General features: G+C 69.7%; 20 protein-coding genes and 2 riboswitches. Of the genes, 7 read left to right on the top strand and 13 right to left on the bottom strand.

The annotated features are described in order from the left end of the window. Window positions 1–10 precede the first annotated feature (10 nt). From ACWDRW_RS09850 to ACWDRW_RS09895, 10 genes are all read right to left on the bottom strand, one after another. On the bottom strand, window positions 11–862 hold the full coding sequence (locus ACWDRW_RS09850; RefSeq protein WP_451721772.1) for a thioesterase family protein: 852 nt from the start codon (window positions 860–862) through the stop codon (window positions 11–13). Window positions 863–955: 93 nt separating this feature from the next. Next, window positions 956–1,612 (bottom strand): trimeric intracellular cation channel family protein, encoded by a 657-nt coding sequence (locus ACWDRW_RS09855; protein WP_451721773.1) that lies wholly within the window; start codon window positions 1,610–1,612, stop codon window positions 956–958. Window positions 1,613–1,683: 71 nt separating this feature from the next. Then, window positions 1,684–2,910: an ABC transporter ATP-binding protein gene (locus ACWDRW_RS09860; RefSeq protein WP_451721774.1), complete on the bottom strand. Its 1,227-nt coding sequence runs from the start codon at window positions 2,908–2,910 to the stop codon at window positions 1,684–1,686. Further along, entirely contained in the window at window positions 2,907–4,004 is a 1,098-nt protein-coding gene (locus tag ACWDRW_RS09865; RefSeq protein ID WP_451721775.1) for an ABC transporter ATP-binding protein, read from the bottom strand. The genes ACWDRW_RS09860 and ACWDRW_RS09865 overlap by 4 nt, the downstream gene beginning before the upstream one ends. Next, window positions 4,001–5,008 (bottom strand): ABC transporter permease, encoded by a 1,008-nt coding sequence (locus ACWDRW_RS09870; RefSeq protein ID WP_451721776.1) that lies wholly within the window; start codon window positions 5,006–5,008, stop codon window positions 4,001–4,003. The genes ACWDRW_RS09865 and ACWDRW_RS09870 overlap by 4 nt, the downstream gene beginning before the upstream one ends. A gap of 69 nt (window positions 5,009–5,077) precedes the next feature. Continuing rightward, window positions 5,078–6,835, bottom strand: coding sequence for an ABC transporter substrate-binding protein (locus ACWDRW_RS09875; protein WP_451721777.1), 1,758 nt, complete (start codon window positions 6,833–6,835; stop codon window positions 5,078–5,080). Window positions 6,836–6,893: 58 nt separating this feature from the next. After that, the gene (locus tag ACWDRW_RS09880) at window positions 6,894–7,892 is read right to left on the bottom strand and encodes an ABC transporter permease (protein ID WP_451721778.1); all 999 of its coding nucleotides are present in this window, start codon (window positions 7,890–7,892) and stop codon (window positions 6,894–6,896) included. Between the two features lie 322 nt (window positions 7,893–8,214). Beyond that, the gene (locus ACWDRW_RS09885) at window positions 8,215–9,003 is read right to left on the bottom strand and encodes an enhanced serine sensitivity protein SseB C-terminal domain-containing protein (RefSeq protein WP_451721779.1); all 789 of its coding nucleotides are present in this window, start codon (window positions 9,001–9,003) and stop codon (window positions 8,215–8,217) included. Window positions 9,004–9,173: 170 nt separating this feature from the next. Then, complete coding sequence (locus ACWDRW_RS09890; protein WP_451721780.1) at window positions 9,174–9,965, bottom strand: enhanced serine sensitivity protein SseB; 792 nt, start codon at window positions 9,963–9,965, stop codon at window positions 9,174–9,176. 77 nt (window positions 9,966–10,042) lie between these two features. Continuing rightward, window positions 10,043–10,699, bottom strand: coding sequence for an AAA family ATPase (locus ACWDRW_RS09895; RefSeq protein WP_451721781.1), 657 nt, complete (start codon window positions 10,697–10,699; stop codon window positions 10,043–10,045). A gap of 176 nt (window positions 10,700–10,875) precedes the next feature. After that, a riboswitch (glycine riboswitch) is annotated at window positions 10,876–10,971 on the top strand. Beyond that, window positions 10,972–11,079, top strand: a riboswitch (glycine riboswitch). 38 nt (window positions 11,080–11,117) lie between these two features. Between ACWDRW_RS09895 and gcvT the strand changes: the two genes are divergently transcribed. From gcvT to ACWDRW_RS09920, 5 genes are all read left to right on the top strand, one after another. Beyond that, the gene (gene gcvT, locus ACWDRW_RS09900; protein ID WP_451721782.1) at window positions 11,118–12,236 is read left to right on the top strand and encodes a glycine cleavage system aminomethyltransferase GcvT; all 1,119 of its coding nucleotides are present in this window, start codon (window positions 11,118–11,120) and stop codon (window positions 12,234–12,236) included. 98 nt (window positions 12,237–12,334) lie between these two features. Beyond that, the gene (gene gcvH / locus ACWDRW_RS09905) at window positions 12,335–12,712 is read left to right on the top strand and encodes a glycine cleavage system protein GcvH (RefSeq protein ID WP_451721783.1); all 378 of its coding nucleotides are present in this window, start codon (window positions 12,335–12,337) and stop codon (window positions 12,710–12,712) included. A gap of 9 nt (window positions 12,713–12,721) precedes the next feature. Next, window positions 12,722–13,987 (top strand): serine hydroxymethyltransferase, encoded by a 1,266-nt coding sequence (gene glyA / locus ACWDRW_RS09910; RefSeq protein WP_451721784.1) that lies wholly within the window; start codon window positions 12,722–12,724, stop codon window positions 13,985–13,987. Between the two features lie 60 nt (window positions 13,988–14,047). Further along, complete coding sequence (locus tag ACWDRW_RS09915) at window positions 14,048–15,415, top strand: L-serine ammonia-lyase (protein ID WP_451721785.1); 1,368 nt, start codon at window positions 14,048–14,050, stop codon at window positions 15,413–15,415. A gap of 73 nt (window positions 15,416–15,488) precedes the next feature. Continuing rightward, entirely contained in the window at window positions 15,489–16,046 is a 558-nt protein-coding gene (locus ACWDRW_RS09920) for a glycoside hydrolase family 25 protein (RefSeq protein WP_451721786.1), read from the top strand. 78 nt (window positions 16,047–16,124) lie between these two features. On the opposite strand, the gene ACWDRW_RS09925 is transcribed toward ACWDRW_RS09920, so the two are convergent. Both ACWDRW_RS09925 and ACWDRW_RS09930 read right to left on the bottom strand, forming a co-directional pair. Then, complete coding sequence (locus ACWDRW_RS09925) at window positions 16,125–16,787, bottom strand: NADPH-dependent F420 reductase (protein WP_451721787.1); 663 nt, start codon at window positions 16,785–16,787, stop codon at window positions 16,125–16,127. 83 nt (window positions 16,788–16,870) lie between these two features. After that, entirely contained in the window at window positions 16,871–17,875 is a 1,005-nt protein-coding gene (locus tag ACWDRW_RS09930; RefSeq protein ID WP_451721788.1) for a zinc-dependent alcohol dehydrogenase family protein, read from the bottom strand. 101 nt (window positions 17,876–17,976) lie between these two features. Between ACWDRW_RS09930 and ACWDRW_RS09935 the strand changes: the two genes are divergently transcribed. Then, window positions 17,977–18,900, top strand: a complete 924-nt coding sequence (locus ACWDRW_RS09935; RefSeq protein ID WP_451721789.1) for an AraC family transcriptional regulator — start codon at window positions 17,977–17,979, stop codon at window positions 18,898–18,900. Between the two features lie 45 nt (window positions 18,901–18,945). On the opposite strand, the gene ACWDRW_RS09940 is transcribed toward ACWDRW_RS09935, so the two are convergent. After that, on the bottom strand, window positions 18,946–19,158 hold the full coding sequence (locus ACWDRW_RS09940) for an EF-hand domain-containing protein (protein WP_451721790.1): 213 nt from the start codon (window positions 19,156–19,158) through the stop codon (window positions 18,946–18,948). Between the two features lie 102 nt (window positions 19,159–19,260). Between ACWDRW_RS09940 and ACWDRW_RS09945 the strand changes: the two genes are divergently transcribed. Continuing rightward, on the top strand, window positions 19,261–19,929 hold the full coding sequence (locus ACWDRW_RS09945; RefSeq protein WP_451721791.1) for a GNAT family N-acetyltransferase: 669 nt from the start codon (window positions 19,261–19,263) through the stop codon (window positions 19,927–19,929). Window positions 19,930–19,943: the final 14 nt, after the last annotated feature.

Below are 19,943 nucleotides of genomic sequence, written 5' to 3' on the forward strand. Positions count from 1 at the left end.
GCATCGAACGTCAGCCCAGGCGGACCCTCGCCAGTTGGCGGGACTGCGCCACGAGGCGGTCCTCGCTGTCCCAGACCTCCGCGTCCTCCTCCAGGAAGCCGCCCGCCAGGTTGCGCGTCGTGATCGAGACCCGGAGCGGGCCCGGGGCCGGACGGGAACGGACATGGACCGTCAGTTCGACCGTGGGGACCCAGCCCTTGATGCCGAGCTCGAAGGCGGTCGGAGGCAGCGCGTCCACCGCCAGGAGCAGGGAGAGGGGGTCGGCGTCGCGGCCGTCGGCCAGGCCGAACCACGCCCGCATCTCGCCCTTGCCGGAGGGGGCGCCGAGGGCCCAGCCCAGCGTCGAGGGGTCCAGCTTGATCATCAGACGGTCGGTGATGGCCGAGCTGCCCGGGACGGGGGCCGGGCCGTCCTGGGGCCCGAAGCACTGGTCCATCGGCGGGATCGCGGGCGGCTTCGCCGTCGTACGCACGTCGTCCGGGAGGGAGCCGAGGTCACCGTAGGAGGCGAGGACGCGGATGCGTTCGACCTCCCGGCCCTGCTCGTCGTACTGGAAGAGCGAGGCCTGGCCGGTCGAGAGGGTGCGTCCGGTGCGGACCACCGAGGTGCGGACGACAGCCGGACCCGGCTGGGAAGCGGTCAGGTAGTGCGCCGAGATCGTGAAGGGGTCGGCGTGCGGCAGCGCGTCCGCGAGCGCGCGGCCGAGGACGGCCAGCAGATAGCCGCCGTTGACGGCGCTGATGATGGTCCAGCCGGCGGAGAGGTCGATGTCGTAGACCCCGGGCTCACGCCGGGTGAGGGCGGTGTCGCGGTCGAACTCGCTGTCGCCGATGGTGGCCTGCGTGGACGCTGCTTCTGGCATGGGTGAACGGTACAACAACTAACTACTAAGCGGTAGCTTTTCTGTCATTCGGCTACGGCCCCACCCGCCCAGTTCATCCGGCCGCCGAGGCCCTCACTCCTCCCGCACCGTCGACCGCCGGTTCCACGCCCGAGGTGCCCGCCAGTGGAACCGCATGGCCAACAGCCGCAGCACGAACGCCGTGACCACCGCGAGCCCGCTGGTGAAGGGGTTCAGGGCGTCGAACCGGATGCACAGGGCGACCATCGTGGCGCCGACGATCGCCGGGACCGCGTAGAGGTCACGGTCCCAGCGCAGCAGCGAGGGCACCTCGTTCGCGAGTACGTCCCGCAGGACGCCGCCGCCGACCGCCGTGGCCAGGCCCAGGGCGGCCGACTGGGTGAGCCCGAGGCCGTGGTCGTACGCCTTCGTCGTGCCCGTGACGCAGAAGAGGCCGAGGCCCGCCGCGTCGAAGACGTTCACGCCGGTCTGGATCCGCTCCACGTGCGGGTGCAGGAAGACGACCAGGAGCGCGGCGAGCAGTGGCGTCAGGAAGTACCCCAGATCCGTGAAGGCGGCGGGCGGTACGGCGCCGATGATCAGATCGCGGAAGAGCCCGCCGCCCAGCGCGGTGACCTCGGCGAGGACGGCGATGCCGAAGACGTCGAAGTTCTTGCGGACCGCCAGCAGGGCGCCGGAGATGGCGAAGACGAAGATGCCGATCAGGTCGAGCGTGTGCTGGACGGACGGGGTGAACAGTTGCTGGAGCACCCGTACATTCTCACCCGACAGCAAGCCCCCGCCTTACATTGCAAGGCGGGGGCTCGGTCAGGCTTGGGGTACTAGTCCCGCTTCTCGACAGTCTCCTCGACCGGCTCCTCGGAGGAGCTCTCCTCGGAGGCCGCCTGCACCTCCGCCGCCACCGCGGCCGACGTCTCCGCCGACTCCGCCAGGACCTCGTCGGAGACCAGTTCCGCCGCCTTCTTCGCGGCGGTCAGCAGGACCGTGTCCTGCGGGGCCTGGTCCTCGAAGCTCTCGGGGTGGTGGCAGGCGACCTGCTGACCGGGGCGCAGCTCCAGCAGCGGCGGCTCGGTCGTCTTGCAGATCTCCGTCGCCTTCCAGCACCGCGTGTGGAAGCGGCAGCCGCTCGGCGGCGCGATCGGCGAGGGCACGTCACCGCGGAGCAGGATGCGCTCGCTCTTGGCGCCCCGGCGCTTGGGGTCCGGCACCGGTACCGCGGACATCAGCGCCTTGGTGTACGGGTGCATCGGCGCCTCGTACAGCGAGGTGCGGTCGGCGAGTTCGACGATCTTGCCGAGGTACATCACCGCGATGCGGTCCGAGACGTGGCGTACGACGGAGAGGTCGTGCGCGATGATCACGTACGTCAGGCCCAGTTCCTGCTGGAGGTCGTCCATCAGGTTCACGACCTGCGCCTGGATCGACACGTCCAGCGCCGAGACCGGCTCGTCCGCCACGACCAGCTTCGGCTTCAGGGCGAGCGCCCGCGCGATGCCGATGCGCTGACGCTGACCGCCGGAGAACTCGTGCGGGTAGCGGTTGTAGTGCTCGGGGCTCAGACCGACGAGCGACAGCAGCCGCTGGACCTCCTTCTTCACCCCGCCCTCGGGCTCGACGCCCTGGAGCCGGAAGGGCGCCGAGACGATCGAGCCGATGGTGTGCCGGGGGTTCAGGGAGCCGTACGGGTCCTGGAAGATCATCTGGATGTCCCGCCGCAGCGGACGCATCCCGGCCGTGTTCAGCCGCGTGATGTCCTTGCCCTCGAAGTGGATCGAGCCGCCCGTCGGGTCCTGGAGCCGGGTGATGACCCGGCCCATGGTCGACTTGCCGCAGCCCGACTCGCCGACCACGCCGAGCGTCTCGCCCTTGCGCACCTCGAAGTCGATGCCGTCGACGGCCTTGACCGCGCCGACCTGCCGCTGGAGCACGCCCTTGCGGATCGGGAAGTGCTTCTGCAGGCCCTCGACCTTGAGCAGCACCTCGCGCTCCGCGGCGGGCGCCGAGGCCTGCGCCGGGACGGTCACGTCCGATTTCCTGGTTTCACTCACAGCTTCGGCGCAATCTCTTCGGTCCAGATCCGCGTGCGGTCCTCCGGTGAGAGGTGGCAGGCGGAGAAGTGTCCGGTGCCGACCTGCGTCAGCTCGGGGCGCACGGTGCGGGTGACATCGCCCTTGGGGACGTCCGCGTACGGGCAGCGCGGGTGGAAGGCGCAGCCCGAGGGGACGTTGATGAGGCTCGGCGGCGCGCCCTTGACCGGGATGAGCCGGTCGGAGGTCTCCCGGTCGATGCGGGGCATCGAGCCGAGCAGGCCCCAGGTGTAGGGGTGTTGCGGCCGCTCGAAGACGTCGTCGACCGAGCCGCGTTCCACGCACCGGCCGCCGTACATCACGAGGACGTCGTCGGCGATCTCGGCGACCACGCCGAGGTCGTGGGTGATGATGACGACCGCGGAGCCGAACTCCTTCTGCAGGTCCCGGATCAGGTCGAGGATCTGCGCCTGGACGGTCACGTCCAGGGCGGTCGTCGGCTCGTCCGCGATGAGCAGCTCGGGGTTGTTCACCAGCGCCATGGCGATCATCGCGCGCTGGCGCATACCGCCGGAGAACTCGTGCGGGTAGCCGTCGACACGCTTGGCGGGCTCGGGGATGCCGACCCGGTCGAGCATCTCGATGGCCCGCTTGCGCGCGACCTTCTTGCTGACGTCGTGGTGGACGCGGTACGCCTCCACGATCTGGTTGCCGATCGTGTAGTACGGGTGCATCGCGGACAGCGGGTCCTGGAAGATCATCGCCATCTCGCGACCGCGCAGCCGGCGTACCTCGTCCGGGGCGGCGGAGATCAGTTCCTTGCCGTCGAGCCAGATCTCGCCCGACATCTGGACGCTCTTGCCCCGCGCGCCGAGCTTGTGCAGGCCCATGATCGCCAGCGAGGTGACGGACTTGCCGGAGCCGGACTCGCCCACGATGGAGAGGGTCTTGCCCTTCTCCAGCTTGAAGCTGAGCCCGTCGACGGACTTGACCAGGCCGTCGTCGGTCGGGAAGTGCACCTTGAGGTCACGGACTTCGAGGAACGCGGTGGGCGCGTCGGAGGGGCCCTTCACGGGCTCCCCCACAGCGGCACCGGTCTTGGAGCGTTCGGTCACGAGAGCCTCACCCGCGGGTCGGCGGCGGCATACAACAGGTCCACCAGGAAGTTGGCAAGCACGACGAAGAAGGAGGCGAGGAGGGTGACGCCGAGGATCGGGGGCAGGTCGTTGTCCCGGATGGACTGCACGGCGTACTCACCGATGCCGTGCAGGGAGAAGACCGACTCGGTGATCACGGCGCCGCCGAGCAGCAGTCCGAGGTCCATGCCGAAGACGGTGATGATCGGGGTCAGCGCGGCCCGCAGCCCGTGCTTGGTCACCACGTTCCGCTCGCGCAGGCCCTTGGCGCGGGCCGTGCGGATGAAGTCCTCGCTCATCGTCTCCAGCATGCCCGAGCGAGTGAGCCGGGCGTAGATGGCGGAGTAGAGCAGGGCGAGCGAACACCATGCCGGGAAGAGCGTGTTGGCCCACTGCGAGGGGTTCTCGGTGAAGGGGACGTACTCGCGGCCGAAGATCGGCCACTGGTAGGTGAAGAGGAAGATCGCGAGCTGGCCCGTGAAGAACATGGGCAGCGAGACACCGGCGAGGGCGATGCCCATGAACGTCCGGTCGGCGAACGACCGCGGCTTGAGCGCGGAGATCACACCGGCCGTGACTCCGCCCAGCAGCCACATGACGGCGGCACCGACGGCCAGGGACAGCGTCACCGGCAGACGGTCGGTCAGATGCGGCCAGACAGCCTCGTGGGTCTTGAAGGAGTAGCCGAAGCAGGGCGCGTTGCACTGCGCGGTGGTGGGGCCCAGGTCATAGGTCGCGCCGGAGACGATCCCCTTGATGAAGTCCCAGTACTGGACGTACACGGGCTGGTCGAGACCGAGGTTCTGCTTGACCGCTTCGATGTCGGCCTTCGAGGGGCTCTTCCCGATGTACTGCTGAGCCAGCTGGTCGGCCGTCTGGCCGGCGAGCCGGGGCAGCAGGAAGAAGATCGCGAAGGTGACCGCGGTGACGACCAGCAGCAGGATCACTGCCGCGACCGTCCGGCGGAGGATATACGAGATCACGGGGATCGGCGCTGGTGCCCGCGGGCCGCGAAGCCCGCGGGCACCAATGCCTTCACCTGCCTTCCGGGGCTACTTCTTGGTCGTGCCGATGTTGAGGTAGTCGTACTGACCGCTGAAGGCCGCCGTCGAGACCAGGTTGGTGAAGCCGGCGGGACGGTACAGCAGGACCTTGAAGTAGGTCAGCGGAACGAGAGCCGCCTCCTCCATGGTCTTCTTGTCGATCTCGGCGTAGAGGCTGTTGCGCTCGGCCTCGTCCTCGGTCGCGATCGCCTTCTCGAGCATCGAGTTGATGTCCGCGTTGTCGAGCTGCGACAGGTTGGTGTTGCCGGACTCGCCGATCGCGTCACCGTGCAGGATCTGCTGCTCGAAGCCGTAGCCGGAGGGCCAGTCGGCACCCCACTGCATCATGTGCAGGCCGATGTTCTGCTTCTTGTTGAACTTCGGCACACCCGCGCTGTCGGTGAAGTACTTGCCCGACGGGTACTGCTTGAGGGTGGCGTTGATGCCCGCCGCCTTCAGCGAGTTGATGATCGCGGTGGCCGCGGCGATCTCCTGCGGACGGTCGCTGCGCGCCGAGATGTTGGTGCTGATCGTGTCCTTGCCGCAGGCCTTCAGCTGCTCCTTGGCCTTGGCCGCGTCACCCTTGCTGTCCGGGGTGGCGTACAGGTCGGACTTCTCGTAGCCCGGGATGTCCGGCGGCAGGACCGTGGTGGCGATGTCACCGCGGATCGGGCCGCCCAGGGCGGTCTGCACCGAGTTCTTGTCGACCGCGTACTGCACGGCCTTGCGGCACTCGACCTTGTCGAACGGCGCGAGCTTGGTGTTGATCGCCATGTAGACCAGACGGCCACCGAAGGTGTTGTCGGTGTTGGCCTTGAGGTCGGGGTCGCCCACGACCTCCGCCTGCGTGGCGGCCTGGACGCCACCGCCGCCGAGGTCGATCGCCTTGCCGGCGCGGACGTCCTGGTCGATCGTCTCGGCGTTGACCTTCAGCTTGACGACGATCTTGTCCGGGTACTGCTTGCGCAGCGGGTCGGTCTTGGCGTCCCAGTTCTCGTTGCGGACGAGGACGGCTTCCTTGCCCTCGGAGTAGCTCTCGAACTTGTAGGAGCCCGAGGACACGATGTTCTTGACGTACTCGACGCCCTTGTCCTTCGCCTTCGGCACCGGGGCCGTCTGCGGGGTGGCGACGAGGTAGTCGAACTCCTGGAAGGCGCGGTTGAGCTTGAAGACGATCGTGGTGTCGTCCGGCGTCTCGATGGACGCGAGGCCCTTGCCGCTCTTGTCCTTGTACGGGCCCTTGTACTTGTCGCCGCCCTCGAGGAACTGCTGGAAGTAGTTGGGGCCGAGCGAGAGCACGTCACGCGCGAAGTTGGAGCGCTCCACGGCGTACTTGACGTCCTTGGACGTGATCGGCGTGCCGTCCTCGTACTTGAGGCCCTCACGCAGCTTGTACGTCCAGGTCTTGCCGCCGTCGCTGGGCTCACCCGGCGCCGACGCGAGGTCCGGGACCAGCTCGTTGCCGGCCTCGCCCGCGGCGGGCTTGAACGTCATCAGCGGACGGGCGTACAGCCGGGAGAGGTTGTACATGTACGCGTAGTACGTGTTGCCCGGGTCGAAGGAGTCCGGCACGTCCGAGTACTCGTACGTGACCGTGCCCCCCTTCGCGTCGGAGGCGTTGACGACACCCTTGGTCGCTGCGTTGGCACCGGCCGACTTGCTGTTGCCGTCGCCATTGTCGTTGTTGTCATCGGCCTTGCTGCAACCCGAAAGCACCAGGCTCACAGTGCCGATGGCCGCGATGGCGGCCAGCGCTGACCTTCGCATGATGGTCTGCTTCCCCTCCATAGTTGGAAACTTGATGGGCCCTCGACGCGGCCGCACGTCAGCGGCTACTGCGCGGGTCGAGAGCGTCACGGAGTCCGTCGCCGAGCAGGTTGAACGCCAGGACGGTGACGAAGATGGCGAGGCCAGGCACGATCATGAACTGCGGATCGACCTTGTAGAAGTTGACCGCCTCGCTGAGCATGCCGCCCCACGACGCCTGCGGGGGCTGGATGCCGACGCCGAGGAAGCTCAGGCTGGCCTCGAAAAGGATGTTCGTCGGGATGAGCAGCGTCGAGTAGACGATGATCGGGCCGACCAGGTTCGGGAGCAGCTCCCGGAAGAGGATGTACGGTCCCTTGGCTCCCATGCCCCGGGAGGCGTCGATGAACTCGCGCTCCTTGAGGGCCAGGGTCTGACCGCGGACGATGCGGCCCAGATACGGCCAGTTGAAGAAGCCGATGATGAAGATCAGCACGCTGATGTGCAGCGGCAGACCCTCCAGGCCGAAGGCACCGCCCTGCAGCGTCGCCGAGATGGCGATGGCGAACAGCAGCAGCGGGAAGGCGAGGAAGGTGTCCATCAGACGGCTGATGATCGTGTCCACCCGCCCTCCGTAGTAGCCCGCCATCACACCGAGGATCGTGCCGATGGTGTTGGACAGGATGGTGGCCCCGAACGCCACGACCAGGGAGACCCAGGAGCCCTCCAGGATCCGGGTGGCGATGTCCCGCCCGAACTTGGGGTCCACACCCAGCGGGTGCTCCGCGCTCATGCCGCCCCAGTCCCCGGCGGGCAGCGAGGTGTTGGGGTCGAGCAGGTCCTGGTTGAAGGCGTTGGGGTCGAGGCCGAAGAGGGCCTGGATGGGACGGGCCAGGACCGCGAGCAGCACCAGCAGGATGACGACGACGCCACCCGCCACGGCGACCTTGTCCTTCTTGAACCGGGACCAGGCGATCTGCCCAAGGGAACGGCCCTCGATCTGCCCCTTGTCGGCGCCGCTGAGCACAGCCTCCGGCTGCGCCTCGGCTGCCCCGGTGGTCTCGATCGGTGCGGTCACAGTGACCCGACCCCTCTCGCCGGTGGTGACCGGCCTACACCCGCCGTGGATTACGGCTTTGTCGACTTGCACTCGATCACAGGATCGACCGACCCCGTGTCTGAGTCGGGAGTCTTCAGCGTCGTCACGATCACCCGCCAGGTCTGGCGGTGAAAGTATGCGTAACCGTGATGATGCGCTAGGGATTCCGTTATCCGAACAGGGGATAACGGACCCCGGACGGTAGGGAGTTGGGACACATCGGACATTTCATGACGTTCGCCATCATCTACGCGCGCAGAAATGTGCCCGGCGCGTGAAGAGGCCGACGGTCCGTCATACGTCAGTAGCCGCCGTGCGCCGGAGGGTAGCCGTATCCCGCGGCGGGTGCCTGGGCCGCGTGCGCCTCACGGTCGTAGAACGGTCGGGCGTTCGCCCGCATCCACATCGCGACCGGGTCGTACTCGTCGGACATCGCCACCGTCGAGACCGGAAGGCCGTCCGGGACCGCCCCGATGGACTGCTGCATCATCGCGCGCACCGAGTCCACCGCGGGCGGGCTGGTGTCGTACACATCCAGGCCGATGGCCAGATACGGCGCACCGAGGGCCGGTTGCACCCAGGCGCGGCGCAAGGTGCGGACCGCGGGGGTGCGGTGGGCGTTCTGCGCGAGCAGGGCGTAGAAGTGCGGGATCTCGATGCCGGGTTCCGAGAGGCGCAGCGGCCCGGCCGGCTGACGGTCGAGGCCGGTGGCGATCCGGCGCAGATCGAGCCAGGGGATGCCGACGCCGCCGCCCTGGGCGTGCGGGTTCAGCCAGAGGCCGAAGTGGTCCGGGTACAGGGTGCGGGCGACGTCGATGCCGTCCACGACCTCGTAGGAACGGTTCCAGCCGCTCGCCGACAACTCCTGGGCGGAGGTGACGCAAGGGGCGTAGCCGTAGCCCTCGACCTCCATGTTCCCGTACTGGGCGTCCGGGGAGCCGGCCTGGCCGTGCCACAACAGCATCCAGATCTGGCCGGAGTTGGGCGTCGCGAGCGCGCGCAGGAGCGCCTCGTAGGCGTCGTACCGCCCGGGCGTGACCTGGCGCAGCATGTGCTCGACCTGACCGGCCGCGATGCCGCTGGCGCTCACCTGTACCGCCCCTTCATCTTCACTCTCGCCCGAGCCGTGACCCTAGCTTAAGGCCGCCCGCCCCTCCGGGACTTGCGGTGGTCGTGCGGCTGCGGCGGCGTGGGGGTCTGTCGCGCCCACGCGGCGGAGCCGCACATCGACCCGGCCCACCGCGCCCCTGGGTTCCCCCGCTAGCCCTGGGTGTAGAAGGGCCGCACCTTTTCACGCATCCAGATCGCCACGGGGTCCTGGGCCGCCATGTCCAGCAGGATGAGGTTCACCGGCCACTTCGTCGGCACCCTGCCCAGGGCCCTGCCCAAAGCATCCATCGGAAGCGTGCGGAGGTCGCCTTCCCAGTTGGAGAGTTCCACTCCCACGAACATCACGGGATCCGCCGTTTCGATGGCGGCCAGACAGCGGCGGGCCGTCGTCACGACTCCCGTGGCGGCGAACTCCGCCGAGGCCGCGGCCAGGAAGTCGACCGGGTCGTCCTGCCAGTCCGGCTCGTACAGCTTGACCCGGCCGCCGCTCGCGGGGCCGTCCAGCGGCGTGCGGCCGACCCGACACAGCTCGGCCACCGCGACCGGCGGGAGGGGTATCCCCACCACGCCGTCGGGGTTGACCGCGATCCCGACCTGCGGGGGCAGGCCGCGGGCGAACTCCACCGCGGGGGCGATGGTGAACGACATGTGCGCGCCGACGACCTGGCGGAACTGCTCCTCGGAGCTGAAGACGGGGACGTAGGCCTGGCCCTCGATCTCCAGCGTGGGCAGGTCCAGGGGGCCGCTGTGCGGGCCGCCGCCGGACGGCAGCGGGACCCACAGGAAGCTGCGCCCCAGGACCTCGATGATCCGGCCGCCCGCCGAGGGCACGCCGAGGGAGGCGGAGAGCACCTCCTCCAGCTCGTTGCCGGGCCATCCGCCGTGCGGATGGGGGTGTGCCTGCGCCGGAAAGTCCGCGGGGAGATCCGCCGGGAAGTCCATCTGTCTGACCGCCTGCCGTAACCACTGCTGTGGCTGAAAAGGCTAGCGCCTCCCGGCGGACCGGGAATCAGCCGGAATCAGCCCGTGAAGCCGATCCGGCGCAGCACTCCCGCCGCGGGCCGGTCGATCAGCACCGCCGACCCGCAGCCCTGGGGCAGTTCCCCCTTCTCCACCGCGCGCAGCAGCCGCCCGGCCGCCGTGCGGTGCCGCAGGAAGGCGTATCGGGACACGCCCCGGCCGCGCTCCCGCTGGCCCTCCAGGGCCTGGTCCGGGGTGACGTCCAGCACGAGCAGGTGCAGGGCGCCGCCCCGGCGCCGGGCCTCGCGGGCGAGCCAGCCGCGTACCCAGGCCTGCGTACCGCAGTCGTGCACGACGACGCCCTGGCCGGAACGGAGGGCTCGCCACAGACCGGCGTAGTGGGCCAGGCGGACGAGGGGGCGGTAGACGGCGTAGGGAAGGAAGCCGGGCATGCGGGCGTCCCAGCGGTCCCGGGTGTCCTGGGAGTCGATGCGGGTGCCCTTCACGGCCCGCTTCATCAGCGTGGACTTGCCGCTGCCGGGCAGGCCGGTGATCACGACGAGGTCCTGGGGCCCGAAGAGCAGCGCGTGCGGGCTGCGACCGCCGCGCTCGCGCAGATCGCGTACGACCGGGGCGCAGCCCTCGAGAACGGGGGCAGCGGGCTGCCGGGGCACCGCGATGCCCGTGGTGGTCGCGTACGCCGTGGTCCTGTTCAACGTGATCGTCCTCCCCTGGGTCAGGTAGAGCACCTGCCCGTTGAGCGTAAAGAGAAGGTAATGCCGTGCGCCTTCCGTTTCTGTACGCGTACCGCCACAGCCCGGTTACAGATGCGGCCCTGCCGGACCGGACCGATGCGTGCAATGATGTCCGCGCCAACTGCATACCGGCCGTTTGAATCCGCGCGGGAGAGTTCCCAGCCTTGAGCTGGGGCGCCGAAGGAGCAAGTCCCTCCCTTGAATCTCTCAGGCCCCGTTACCGCGCGGGCGAGGCACATCTGAAAAGCGGACCGCCCCTGTGGTGGTCCCACCCAAGGTGCAAGCCATGCCCACTGGGGGTCATGGCGAACCTCTCAGGTTCCGATGACAGATGGGGAGGAACGACCTCGCCCGTCATGCCTTGGGAGACATCCGTCCGATGAGCAGCACCGAACCCCGTCGTACCGCCCTCGATGCCCTGCATCGCTCGCTGGGCGCGACCATGACCGACTTCGCCGGCTGGGACATGCCGCTGCGCTACGGCTCCGAGCGGGACGAGCACAACGCCGTGCGCACCAAGGCCGGCCTCTTCGACCTCTCCCACATGGGCGAGATCACCGTGACCGGACCGCAGGCGGCCCGGCTGCTGAACTTCGCCCTGGTCGGGAACATCGCCTCCGTCGGCGTCGGCCGCGCCCGGTACACCATGATCTGCCGGGCCGACGGCGGCATCCTGGACGACCTGATCGTCTACCGGCTCGCGGAGACCGAGTACATGGTCGTCGCCAACGCCTCGAACGCCCAGGTCGTGCTGGACGCCCTGGTGGATCGTTCCGCCGGTTTCGACGCCGAGGTCCGTGACGACCGGGACGCGTACGCGCTGATCGCCGTCCAGGGCCCCGAGTCCCCGGGCATCCTGAAGTCGCTCACCGACGCCGACCTCGACGGCCTGAAGTACTACGCGGGCCTGCCCGGCACCGTCGCGGGCGTCCCGGCGCTGATCGCGCGCACCGGGTACACCGGCGAGGACGGCTTCGAGCTGTTCGTGAAGCCCTCGGACGCCGAGACGCTGTGGCAGGCGCTGACCGAGGCCGGCGCGCCCGTCGGTCTGGTCCCCTGCGGGCTGTCCTGCCGGGACACCCTGCGCCTGGAGGCGGGGATGCCCCTGTACGGGCACGAGCTGACGACCGGCCTCACCCCCTTCGACGCCGGGCTCGGCCGGGTGGTCAAGTTCGAGAAGGAGGGCGACTTCGTCGGGCGCGAGGCGCTCACCGAGGCCGCCGCCCGCGCGGAGGGCAACCCGCCGCGCGTCCTCGTCGGCCTGATCGCCGAGGGCCGCCGGGTCCCGCGCGCCGGGTACCCGGTCGTCGCCGCCGGCCAGGTCATCGGCGAGATCACCTCCGGCGCCCCCTCCCCCACGCTGGGCAAGCCGATCGCCATGGCCTACGTCGACGCCGCGCACTCGGCGCCCGGCACGGCCGGTGTCGGCGTGGACATCCGGGGCAGTCACGAGCCGTACGAGGTCGTGGCGCTGCCGTTCTACAAGCGTCAGAAGTAGTAGCCGTAGGTGATGCTGAGCACATCACCGCTGCTCACGCACGCCTCCAGCAGTCCCCCATTCATCAGCACTCCCCCGCGTACAGGAGAATTCAGGCCATGAGCAACCCCCAGCAGCTGCGCTACAGCAAGGAGCACGAGTGGCTGTCGGTCGCCGAGGACGGCGTCTCGACGGTCGGCATCACGGAGTTCGCGGCCAACGCGCTCGGTGACGTCGTCTACGCCCAGCTCCCCGAGGTCGGCTCCACGGTGACCGCGGGCGAGTCCTGTGGCGAGCTGGAGTCCACCAAGTCGGTCAGCGACCTGTACTCCCCGGTCAGCGGCGAGGTCACCGAGATCAACGAGGACGTCGTCAACGACCCGTCCCTGGTGAACTCCGCCCCCTTCGAGGGCGGCTGGCTGTTCAAGGTACGCGTGGCGGAGGAGCCGGCCGAGCTGCTCTCCGCCGACGAGTACACCGCCTTCTCCGCCGGCTGAGGATCGTAGATGACTCTTCTCAACACTCCCCTGCACGAGCTCGACCCGGAGATCGCCGCCGCGGTCGACGCCGAGGTGGGCCGTCAGCAGTCCACGCTCGAGATGATCGCCTCGGAGAACTTCGCTCCGCTGGCGGTCATGGAGGCGCAGGGCTCGGTCCTGACCAACAAGTACGCCGAGGGCTACCCGGGCCGCCGCTACTACGGCGGCTGCGAGCACGTCGACGTCGCCGAGCAGATCGCCATCGACCGGGTCAAGGAGCTGTTCGGCGCCGCCTACGCCAACGTCCAGCCCCACTCCGGCGCCTCCGCCAACCAGGCCGCGCTGTTCGCGCTGGCCCAGCCCGGCGACACGATCCTCGGCCTGGACCTGGCCCACGGCGGCCACCTCACCCACGGCATGCGGCTGAACTTCTCCGGCAAGCAGTTCAACGTGGTCGCCTACCACGTCGACGAGGCCGGCCTGGTCGACATGGCCGAGGTCGAGCGCCTGGCCAAGGAGCACCGCCCCAAGGTGATCATCGCCGGCTGGTCGGCCTATCCGCGGCAGCTGGACTTCGCCGAGTTCCGTCGGATCGCCGACGAGGTCGAGGCGTACCTGTGGGTCGACATGGCGCACTTCGCCGGGCTGGTCGCGGCGGGGCTGCACCCGAACCCGGTGCCGTACGCCGACGTGGTCACCTCCACCACCCACAAGACCCTGGGCGGGCCGCGCGGCGGCATCATCCTCGCCCGCGGCACCGACTTCGCCAAGAAGCTGAACTCCTCGGTCTTCCCCGGTTTCCAGGGCGGCCCGCTGGAGCACGTGATCGCCGCGAAGGCGGTCTCCTTCAAGGTCGCGGCCTCGGAGGACTTCAAGGAGCGCCAGCGGCGTACGGTGGAGGGTGCCCGCATCCTCGCCGAGCGGCTGACCGCCCCCGACGCCCGTGAGGCCGGGGTGAACGTCCTGTCCGGCGGCACGGACGTGCACCTGATCCTCGTCGACCTGCGCGAGTCCGAGCTGGACGGACAGCAGGCCGAGGACCGACTCCACGAGGTCGGCATCACGGTCAACCGCAACGCCGTCCCCAACGACCCGCGCCCGCCGATGGTGACCTCGGGTCTGCGGATCGGCACCCCGGCCCTGGCCACCCGCGGCTTCACCGCCGAGGACTTCGCCGAGGTCGCGGACGTGATCGCACAGGCGCTGAAGCCGTCGTACGACGTGGAGGCGCTGAAGGCCCGGGTCAAGGCCCTGGCCGACAAGCACCCGCTGTACCCCGGCCTGAGCAAGTAGTAGTTCCCTGGTGGGGGCGCCCAAGGATGTGTGCCCCCACCCCTTTTTGAGGAGTTCCCCGTGGCCATCTCGGTCTTCGACCTGTTCTCGATCGGCATCGGCCCGTCGAGCTCCCACACGGTCGGCCCGATGCGTGCGGCCCGTATGTTCGCCCGCCGACTGCGCAACGAGGGCCTGCTGCCCTCCGTCGCCTCGGTCCGCTCCGAGCTGTACGGCTCGCTGGGCGCGACCGGACACGGCCACGGCACCCCCAAGGCGGTGCTGCTGGGCCTGGAGGGCTCCTCGCCGCGGACGGTGGACGTGGAGACGGCTGACGAGCGGGTCGAGACGATCAAGTCGGCCGGCCGGCTCTCCCTGCTCGGCGAGCACGAGATCCCGTTCTCCTTCGACGACGATCTCGTCCTGCACCGGCGCGAGACGCTGCCGTACCACGCCAACGGCATGACGATATGGGCGTACGACGCCTCGGGGGCCGAGCTCCTGTCGAAGACGTACTACTCCGTCGGCGGCGGCTTCGTCGTGGACGAGGACGCGGTCGGCGCCGACCGCATCAAGCTCGACGACACGGTGCTGAAGTACCCCTTCCGCACGGGTGACGAGCTGCTGCGCCTGACCAAGGAGACGGGTCTTTCGATCTCGTCCCTGATGCTGGAGAACGAGCGGGCCTGGCGGACCGAGGAGGAGATCCGGACCGGTCTGCTGGAGATCTGGCGGGTCATGCAGGCGTGCGTGTCGCGCGGCATGTCCCGGGAGGGCATCCTGCCGGGCGGGCTGCGGGTGCGGCGCAGGGCCGCGATGTCCGCGCGCCAGCTGCGGGCCGAGGGCGATCCGCTCGCGCACGCCATGGAGTGGATCACGCTCTACGCGATGGCGGTCAACGAGGAGAACGCGGCGGGCGGCCGCGTGGTGACGGCCCCGACGAACGGCGCCGCGGGCATCATCCCCGCCGTCCTCCACTACTACATCAACTTCGTGCCGGGCGCCGACGAGGACGGCGTCGTCCGCTTCCTGCTGGCCGCGGGCGCGATCGGCATGCTCTTCAAGGAGAACGCGTCCATCTCCGGCGCCGAGGTCGGCTGCCAGGGCGAGGTGGGCTCGGCGTGCTCGATGGCGGCGGGCGCGCTGGCCGAGGTGCTCGGCGGCTCCCCGGAGCAGGTGGAGAACGCGGCCGAGATCGGCATGGAGCACAACCTCGGCCTGACCTGCGACCCGGTCGGCGGCCTCGTCCAGATCCCGTGCATCGAGCGCAACGGCATGGCCGCGGTGAAGGCGGTCACCGCGGCGAAGATGTCCATGCGCGGCGACGGCTCGCACCTTGTCTCCCTCGACAAGGTCATCAAGACGATGAAGGACACCGGCGCCGACATGAGCGTCAAGTACAAGGAGACGGCGCGGGGCGGGCTCGCGGTGAACATCATCGAGTGCTGAGCGTTCCGGCCGGGCGCATATGGGGCATCAACAACTCCCGTCCCCCCACTCACACTTCAGGGAGTCCCCCACGATGTTGCGCGGCATCGACGTGAGCGCGTACCAGTCCTCGAACTACGACACGGACGGCCTCTCCTTCGTCTTCATCAAGGCGACGGAGGGCCGCTCGTACGTCAACCCGAAGCTGTCGGCCCAGACGAAGCGAGCGCGCGAGGCGGGCCTGGTGGTCGGCTTCTACCACTTCCTCTGGCCCGGCAACCTCTCCGCCCAGGCCGAGTACTTCGTCAAGCACGCCCCGGAGAAGGCAGGTGACATCCTCGCGGTCGACTGGGAGACGACGAGCGACGGCACGCACGCCGGCAACGCGGAGAAGGACCTCTTCATCCGCAAGGTGAAGGAACTGCGGCCGAACAACCCGGTCGTGCTCTACTGCAACAGGAACTACTGGCTCAACATCGACCGGACGTCCTACGCCGGTGACGGCCTCTGGATCGCGGACTACGTCACCGCCGGCAAGCCCCGCATCCGGGCCAAGTGGCGCTTCCACCAGTACACGGACGATCCGCTGGACCGCAACGTCGCGGATTTCGCGAGCAAGGCCGCTCTGCGGGAGTGGGCCCAGAACAACTGAGTGCGGCCCGGCGACAACGAGAAGGGCGCGTCGCCGACGGGCCGCACCTGCCTGTGGAGACCGTCTGAGCGGCCGGCCTCAGGCCCTGAACTCCGGCTTGCGGTCCGGGGAGGCCTCCGCCAGGGCCTTGGTGACCTCCTCGACTCCCGCCCGCAGACCGTAGACGGGGGTGTCGGGCTGCTGGCGCCAGGAGTCGTCGATGCCGCCCGCGTCGACGGTGTCATAGCCGAGTTCGTCGATCAGGGCGCGGACCTTCGCCTTGGCAGCCTCGTCGTCCCCGGCGACCGGGAGGGCCATGCGGTCGGGGTCGCCGGCCGGGCGGTGGCGGTCCAGGATGTCCTGGGCGTAGGTGCCGTTGAAGGCCTTGATCACCGGGTGCCCGAGCTGCCGTTCGGTCCAGCGGCTCTCGGTGAGGCCCTCGTCCTCGATCCCGGCGATCCTCCCGTCCCGCTGCTTCGGGTAGTAGTTGCCGGTGTCGATCACGGCGGCCCCCTCGGCCGCCCCGTCCAGCACACCCGCCGGAAGGTCCGCCACGGCCTTCAGCGGGACGGTGACCACGACGATCTCGGCGCCCCGCGCGGCCTCCTCCACGGGTACGGCGGTCGCCCCGGTCTCCGCCGCCAGCTCGGTGAGCGTCCGGGGTCCGCGTGAGTTGGCGACGGACACCTCGTGCCCGAGGGCGGTGAGCCGCCGGGTGAGGTTTCCGCCGATGTTGCCCGCGCCGATGATGCCGATCTTCATGAGAGTGCCACCCTTCATTGTTGATGCACGCGCATATACCGTGCGCCAACCCCGTCGGCTCTCCGGCTATTCCGCCCGCCCCCTCAGAGCCGTACGACGATCTTCCCCGTATGCCGGTTCGACTCCATCAGCCGGTGGGCGTCCTGGATGCTCTCCAGGCCCTCGAAGACCTCCGCGATCACCGGGCGGAAGCCGCCGTCCGCCAGGCCGGCGTTGAGGAAGGCGGTGGAGCGGCGGCGGCCGCCAGGGGTGACGGCGAGGGCCATGTTGGCGTACGTGTGGATCGTGAAGGGCCAGTTGAAGGGGATCTCGGTGGGGCGGCCGTCCAGCCAGCCGTAGACGACCGCGCAACCGCCCTCCGCGAGGGCGCCCGCCACCTCCTTGAAGCCAGGGCCGCCGATCGCGTCGAAGATCACCTCCACGCCTCGGCCGTCGGTGACGCGGCGGACCTCCTCGGCCACCGTCCCCTCGCCCGCGCCGTCGGTCACGATCACCTCTGCCGCGCCCAGGTCCAGCAACTGCTTGCGCTTGTCCTCCGTGCGGGTCGTGACCACCGGGATCGCGCCCACGCGCCGGGCGACCTGGATCGCCGCCGTGCCGACACCGCTGGACCCGCCGGTGATCAGGACGTGGTCCCCGGGGCGCAGGCCCGCCGTCTCCAGCAGGCCGCCGTAGGCGGTGGTGTACGTCAGCCAGGCGGCGGCCCCGGCCACCGGGTCGACGGAGGCGGGGCGCCGTACGACGGCGGACTGCGGCAGGACGACCCGCTCGGCGTACACGCCCTGGGTGCCGAACTCGATCCCGGGTCCTGTCATCACCGGGTCGCCGACAGCGAGTTCGGTGACGCCCTCACCGACCGCCTCCACGACGGCGGAAGCCTCGTAGCCGAGCCGGGAGCCCGGGAGCGTCGGCTGGTAGTAGTAGGCGCCCGAGCGGAAGAGGGCTTCGGCGCGGTTCAGGCCCAACGCCTCGACGCGGAGGGTGACTTCACCCGGTCCGGGCCTCTCGGGCAGGGGCGCGTCCTCGATCACCAGCACCTCGGGGCCGCCGATCTCATGAAAGAGCACGGTACGTGCGGTAGTTGGCATGAAAACGACGGTACGAGGGCGCCGTGAGACGATCCATGTCCGTCGGTCTCTTATTCATGTCTCTTCGTCTCGCTGGTCAATATGGGCGCTATGGTGCGGGCATGGATGTCCTCAGCGACGCCGTCGCCGCCATGCGCACCGGGCGGCCGCACTCCTCCCGCCAGGACAAGTACGGACCCTGGGGCATGCGCTTCGAGGCCTCGTCCGGCGCCGGGTTCCATGTACTGCTCAGGGGGTCCGCCTGGCTGATCCCCGGGCACGGCGAACCGGTCCAACTCGCCCCCGGTGACGTGGTGTTCCTGGCGAGCGGCAGCGGACACGGGGTGGCCAGCGACCTGGACGTGCCGATGGAGGAGGTGCGGCTCAAGGACGACGGCACCTGGCCGGAGCTGTCCCCCGATCCGGTGGGCTCGGGGCCCCCGACCACCGTCATGCTGTGCGGCGCGTACCTGCTGGACCGCTCCCGCGCCCACCCGCTGCTGACCGAGCTGCCCGAGGTGGTGCATCTGCCCGCCCGCGTCGGCACGCACCGCTCACTGCGGGCGGCGGTGGAGCTGCTGGGCGCCGAGCTGGCGGACCCCCAACCGGGCTCGGACACCATCGTGACCTCGCTGCTGGACACCCTGCTGCTCTACATCCTGCGGGCCTGGTGGCTGCGGGAGCGCCATGGCTCCGGGCATCCCACCGGCTGGGCGGCGGCTCTCGCCGACCCGGCGGTCGCTGCGGCGCTGCGCGCGATCCACGGCGACCCGGCGCACCTGTGGACGGTGGAGGAGCTCGGCGCCCGCGGCGGCCTGTCCCGCGCGGCCTTCGCCCGCCGGTTCACGACGCTGGTGGGGACGCCGCCGCTGACGTATCTGACCTGGTGGCGCATGACGACGGCGGGCCGGCTGCTGCGCGAGGACGATGTACCGCTCCGCCTGATCGCCCAACGCACCGGCTACGCCTCGGAGTTCGCCTTCGCCAAGGCGTTCAAGAGGGAGTTCGGGGTGGCGCCGGGCCAGTACCGCAGACGGGCGTCCTGAGACGGGAAGGGGGGCGCCCGACAGGCGCCCCCCTGTCCGCACGCGTCACTTGTTCAGGTACGTCCAGAACTCGTCGAAGGACAGCACCTTGTCGCCGTTGAGGTCGCGGGACTTGATGATGGCCTCGGCTACGGCCTCGGTGACGTTCCAGTCGCCGCCCTGGGCGAGGGCGGTCTTGAACTCGGCCGCGGTGATGAAGCCGTCACCGTCCGTGTCGATCCGCTCGAAATGCTTGCGTGCCTCGTCGATGTCGGCCACCGATCCGCCCCTTTTCCGTCGTACCTTGCGGCTTGTTGCCGGAGGTCAGATTAACTGGCCGTCCGAGCGGCCGGTGCCGCGACCACACCCCGGGGAGCACGCGTGGAGACCTTGAAGGACATTCTCGACGCGGCGGCCGAGGGGATCTTCCCGCCTCCGGACGGCCGTACGACCGTCGTGCCCCAGCCCTCCTACCGGGACGCCGGGGTCTTCGCCTTCACCGCGCACTCCGTGATCGCCACGGACGAGGACGAGGACTGGGTGTACGAGACGCTCGGCGGGCTGGACTGCGACGCACTCGCGGCGACCATGAACCCGCTGTTCCTGGCGGCCCTGATGGAACGGACCGGACGCCGGGCGGACACGATCGACGTGATGACGGTCGGCACTCCGCTGCCGGGGCGGCCCGTCGTGGAGCTGACGGAGATCGACGATCCCGGGCATTCTCGCGTGGTGTCCTCGCGCAGGCGCCGGGACGACGTGCGGGTGTGGGCCGCGCTGGGCGGTGTCCTGGTCCTCGGGCGCGGGGTCGCGGGGCGGCTGGAGGCCGCGGTCGAGGTGGCGGACGCGGTACGGCATCGCGGGTTGGGGCGTGAACTGGCGCGAGCGGCACGGCAGTTGGGCGAGGGCGAGCCGGTGTGGGCGCAGGTCTCGGCGGGGAACGCCCGCAGTCTGCGGGCGTTCCAGGCGGCCGGCTACCGTCCCGTGGGATCGGAGCTGCTGCTCAGCGCCGGGCCTCGCGGTGCGGATCGCTCTCGCGGCCGCTCGTGATCTCGGCGCCGTGC

Source organism: Streptomyces sp. NPDC003635 (assembly GCF_053587635.1).

Coding starts and splice junctions, on each gene's coding strand:
- ACWDRW_RS09850 (WP_451721772.1), bottom strand. CDS start 862: ATGCCAGAAGCAGCGTCCACGCAGGCCACCATCGGCGACAGCGAGTTC.
- ACWDRW_RS09875 (WP_451721777.1), bottom strand. CDS start 6,835: ATGCGAAGGTCAGCGCTGGCCGCCATCGCGGCCATCGGCACTGTGAGC.
- ACWDRW_RS09890 (WP_451721780.1), bottom strand. CDS start 9,965: ATGGACTTCCCGGCGGATCTCCCCGCGGACTTTCCGGCGCAGGCACAC.
- gcvT (WP_451721782.1), top strand. CDS start 11,118: ATGAGCAGCACCGAACCCCGTCGTACCGCCCTCGATGCCCTGCATCGC.
- gcvH (WP_451721783.1), top strand. CDS start 12,335: ATGAGCAACCCCCAGCAGCTGCGCTACAGCAAGGAGCACGAGTGGCTG.
- glyA (WP_451721784.1), top strand. CDS start 12,722: ATGACTCTTCTCAACACTCCCCTGCACGAGCTCGACCCGGAGATCGCC.
- ACWDRW_RS09920 (WP_451721786.1), top strand. CDS start 15,489: ATGTTGCGCGGCATCGACGTGAGCGCGTACCAGTCCTCGAACTACGAC.
- ACWDRW_RS09925 (WP_451721787.1), bottom strand. CDS start 16,787: ATGAAGATCGGCATCATCGGCGCGGGCAACATCGGCGGAAACCTCACC.
- ACWDRW_RS09930 (WP_451721788.1), bottom strand. CDS start 17,875: ATGCCAACTACCGCACGTACCGTGCTCTTTCATGAGATCGGCGGCCCC.
- ACWDRW_RS09935 (WP_451721789.1), top strand. CDS start 17,977: ATGGATGTCCTCAGCGACGCCGTCGCCGCCATGCGCACCGGGCGGCCG.